Annotated in this window: 3 protein-coding genes and 1 pseudogene; 2 read left to right on the top strand and 2 right to left on the bottom strand. The window is 73.0% G+C overall.

What is annotated here, in order from left to right:
* A pseudogene (locus KN815_RS45985) lies at nucleotides 1-1,160 on the top strand (ATP-binding protein); the annotation flags it as partial.
* A gap of 238 nt (nucleotides 1,161-1,398) precedes the next feature.
* Here the strand turns inward: KN815_RS45985 and nucS are convergent.
* Nucleotides 1,399-2,061 (bottom strand): endonuclease NucS, encoded by a 663-nt coding sequence (nucS, locus tag KN815_RS45980; protein WP_216347736.1) that lies wholly within the window; start codon nucleotides 2,059-2,061, stop codon nucleotides 1,399-1,401.
* Nucleotides 2,062-2,272: 211 nt separating this feature from the next.
* On the opposite strand from nucS, the gene KN815_RS45975 reads away from it, so the two are divergent.
* Nucleotides 2,273-2,665: an SCO5389 family protein gene (locus KN815_RS45975; protein ID WP_037951008.1), complete on the top strand. Its 393-nt coding sequence runs from the start codon at nucleotides 2,273-2,275 to the stop codon at nucleotides 2,663-2,665.
* Between the two features lie 37 nt (nucleotides 2,666-2,702).
* On the opposite strand, the gene KN815_RS45970 is transcribed toward KN815_RS45975, so the two are convergent.
* The gene (locus KN815_RS45970; RefSeq protein WP_216347735.1) at nucleotides 2,703-3,743 is read right to left on the bottom strand and encodes an LLM class flavin-dependent oxidoreductase; all 1,041 of its coding nucleotides are present in this window, start codon (nucleotides 3,741-3,743) and stop codon (nucleotides 2,703-2,705) included.
* Nucleotides 3,744-3,791: the final 48 nt, after the last annotated feature.

Genomic DNA, 3,791 nt, shown 5'->3' with positions numbered 1-3,791 from the left:
CCGCGCCCGCCTTCGCCGCGGCGCTGCACTGGGGTGCCTGGGAGCGCGCGGTGCGGCACGGCCAGGAGGCCGCGCGGCTGGCGGGGCAGGTCGCGGACGAGGCGTACTTCCACCACGAGCTGGGCGTCCTCGCGCTGTGCACGGGCCATCCGGACCGGGCCCGCGCCGAGCTGGAGGCGTCCATCGGGCTGCGGGGCGTCCTCGCCGACAAGCGGGGCACGGTCGCGGGGCGGCGCGCGCTGGCGCTGGTCGCCGACCGCTTGCCCGGTTCGGCGATGGCCGGGGCGTTCGGGGCGGGCGGCGGCAGCCGTAAGGCCGAGGACGTGACGCCCCCGGCGGCGGGCGCCGCACCGGACGACACCGAGACCACGATCGTCACCCCGAAGGTGGCCACGACCAGGCCGCCGGCCGCCATGGGCGCCCCGGCCCCGACAAGGGCGGTGACGGCGGTGGTCCCGGCCGTCTCCCGGACCACGGTGGCCGCCTCCGCCACCCCGTCGGCCCTCGCCTCCGCCTCCGCGTCCGCCTCTGGTTCGGCCTCCGTGTCCGCCTCTGGTTCGGCCCCCGCCGGGCCCTCGGACGGCGCGCCGCGCGGTCTGCGCCGGCTGGCGATGCGGGGTACCCGGCGCAATGTGGTCGCCGCCTCCGCGGGCGTGCTGCTGGTGGCCGTGCTCGGCACCGTCGTGACCCTGGGCGCCACCGGGGGCGACGACTCCGACCGCCCCTCCGACAAGGTCAAGCCGGACCGGTCGGCCTCCCAGCAGGACGACGACAAGGGGCTGACCGCCGACGAGCCCACGCGCGGCACCGACCAGGCCCCCCAGCCCGGCCTCAGCGGGTCGACCAAGGCGTCCACCTCCCCGACCGCCCCGAGCAGCAGCGGTTCGCCCAGCGGCACCACGGCGTCCAGCGACCCGTCGTCCACCGGCGGCTCGCCCTCCGACACCGAGCAGCCGCCCTCGCCGCCGTCGTCGGACCCGACGACCAAGCCGCCTACGACCAAGCCGCCGACGGGCAGGCCGACGACCCCGACCGGCGAGCCCACCGAGCCGACGCCCACGACCTCCGCCCCGACGCAGACCCCCACCGGCGACACATCCAATACGGCGAGCGCGCCCACGACCCACACGGCGTCGGGCACGGCCGCTCCGGTCGCGTAGCCGGGAACGCCGCAGGGAGCGCCGCACGGGGGCGCCGCACGGGGGCGCGGGCCCTGGGCGCCGGATCACGCCAGACGGCGCCCGGCCCCCGTGGCGTGATCTCGTCGCTCCATGGCGCCCTGGCGCCCGTACGACGGAAGGGCGCCGGGGCCCGATGGCCCTGGCGCCCCCGTGTCGGCCCGGCCTCGGCCCGGCGTCGGCCTCGTATCAGCCTCGCGTCAGCCCGTGTCAGCCCGTGTCAGAACAGGCGGAGCTTGTCGTCCTCGATGCCCCGGAGCGCGTCGTAGTCCAGCACCACGCACCCGATGCTCCGGTCCGTGGCGAGGACGCGGGCCTGGGGCTTGATCTCCTGGGCGGCGAAGATGCCCTTCACCGGGGCGAGATGCGGATCCCGGTTGAGGAGTTCGAGATAGCGGGTGAGCTGCTCGACACCGTCGATCTCACCACGGCGTTTGATCTCCACGGCGACCGTCGTCCCGTCCCCGTCGCGGCAGAGAATGTCCACAGGACCGATGGCAGTGGGGTATTCACGCCGAATAAGCGTCCAGCCATCGCCGAGTGTCTCGATACGATCGGCGAGCAGCTCCTGGAGATGGGCCTCCACACCGTCCTTGATCAGGCCAGGGTCGACGCCGAGTTCATGCGAGGAGTCATGGAGGACCTCCTCCATGGTGATGATGAGCTTCTCGCCCGCCTTGTTCACGACCGTCCACACATCGTCGTCGCCTTCCTTCAGCGTGCACGGCGGAGACATCCAGTTGAGGGGTTTGTAGGCCCTGTCGTCCGCGTGGATGGACACACTTCCGTCAGCCTTGACGAGGATCAGGCGGGGTGCCGAGGGAAGGTGGGCGGTGAGGCGGCCGGCGTAGTCCACGGAGCACCGGGCGATGACGAGACGCATGGTCGGCAACGCTACTCGACCACCGCCGCCCGACGCGATTCGTCCGTCGATGGACCCCTTCGGGGATGGCTGGTTGTGTGCCCATTCTCCTGGTGCGGGTGGAGTGGCCGAATTACCGTTGAAGCGGGCGGTCGTCGGACGGGTACGCTGCGTCGCCGTCCGCCCTTCCCATCCCTGAGACCCCGCTCGCGGGGTCGCGAGAGGAGAACCCATGTCGCTCGACGTCTCACCGGCCCTGCTCGAACAGGCCGAGCGAGGCGAGGTCGACGAAGCAGCTTTCGTCGACTGCGTCCGGAACTCCCTACCGTACGCATGGGAGATGATCAGCTCGCTGGTGGCCCAGCTCAAGGTGGACGGCGGGGAGTTCGCCGACAACCAGACGCCGCCGCCCGACGAGCAGGCACGCGGTCAACTGCTTCGCGCACTCGCCAGTGACGCGATACGCGGTGCGCTCCAGCGCCACTTCGGGGTGCGGCTGGCCTTCCAGAACTGTCACCGGGTGGCCGTCTTCCCGATGGACGCGTCCGCCGACGAACGCCTCGCCCGCTTCACCTCGGTCCGGGGGCAGTTGCTCAACCAGTCACCCGAGCTCCGCGACTGCTGACGGGATATCCGCTGCCGCTCCACCAGGGGGAGGTGTATCAGCGTAGGAGCGGCAGCACCTCACCACCGAGCCGTCGTACGTTCTCCTCCGTGGCGACCAGATCGCCCGAGCCCTCGACCAGCAGCGCGAACCGGCTGATCCCGGTGCGCTCCGCGGTCGCCGCCAGCCGGTCGGCGCACAGCCGCGGCGATCCCACCGGATGCAGCTCGCACAGCAGCTCCGCATAGGCCACGGGGTCGCGCATCCGGCGCTCCCGGCCGTCGACCGTCACATGCGCCTCAAGACCCTGCCGTAACCAGCCGGGCATCGCCTTGGTGAGGATCTCGGCCGCCGCGGGGCGGTCGTCCGCGATCTGCACCACCCCGGCCGAGACATGGCGCGCCGCCACCGCCTCGACATCCTCCGGTGAACGGCCCGCCGCCAGCGCGGACTTCCGCCACAGGCCGACCACCTCGGCCTTCTCCTCGTCCCCGCAGTGCATGCCGAGCAGCATGGGCAGCCCGCGCTCGGCGGCCAGCCGCACGCTGGCGGGCGAGGTGCAGGCGACGACCACCGGCGGGGCGTCCACCGCCTGCCCGGCGAGCGCGTCGTCGGAGCGCGGCACCACGGCCACCTCGCGGAAGGCGAACCGCTCACCGTCCGCCCCCACCCGTGGCTCGCGCAGCCAGCGCAGCAGCAGATCGAGTGATTCGGGGAAGCCCCGCTCGTACGCCCGCAGCCCCGAGCCGAAGACCTCGAGGTCCACCCAGGGGCCGCCGCGGCCGACGCCCAGCGTGAACCGGCCGCCGGAGAGGAGATGGAGCAGTGCCGCCTGCTCACCCAGCGCGACGGGATGCGCGGTCGGCAGTACGCTCACCGCCGTACCGACGCCGATCCGGCGGGTACGTCCCAACAGCAGCGCGGCGAGGGTGGCCGCGGACGGGCAGACGCCGTACGGAACGAAGTGGTGCTCGGCGACCCAGACCGCGTCCAGCCCCGCCTCCTCGGAGACTTCGGCCGACCGCACCGCCCGGTGCAGCGCCTCCTCCTGTCCCTGGCCTGGGAATTGAGCGGCCAGGATGAAAGCCCCCACATCCATCGTGATCCTGCCTCCTTGTCGCGGCTGATGTGCCGGCGCGGGCATCCC

Source organism: Streptomyces niphimycinicus (assembly GCF_018883605.1).
GTDB lineage: Bacteria > Actinomycetota > Actinomycetes > Streptomycetales > Streptomycetaceae > Streptomyces > Streptomyces niphimycinicus.
The sequence above is the reverse complement of the archived record's forward strand: the minus strand, read 5'-3'. Positions and strand labels throughout refer to the sequence as shown.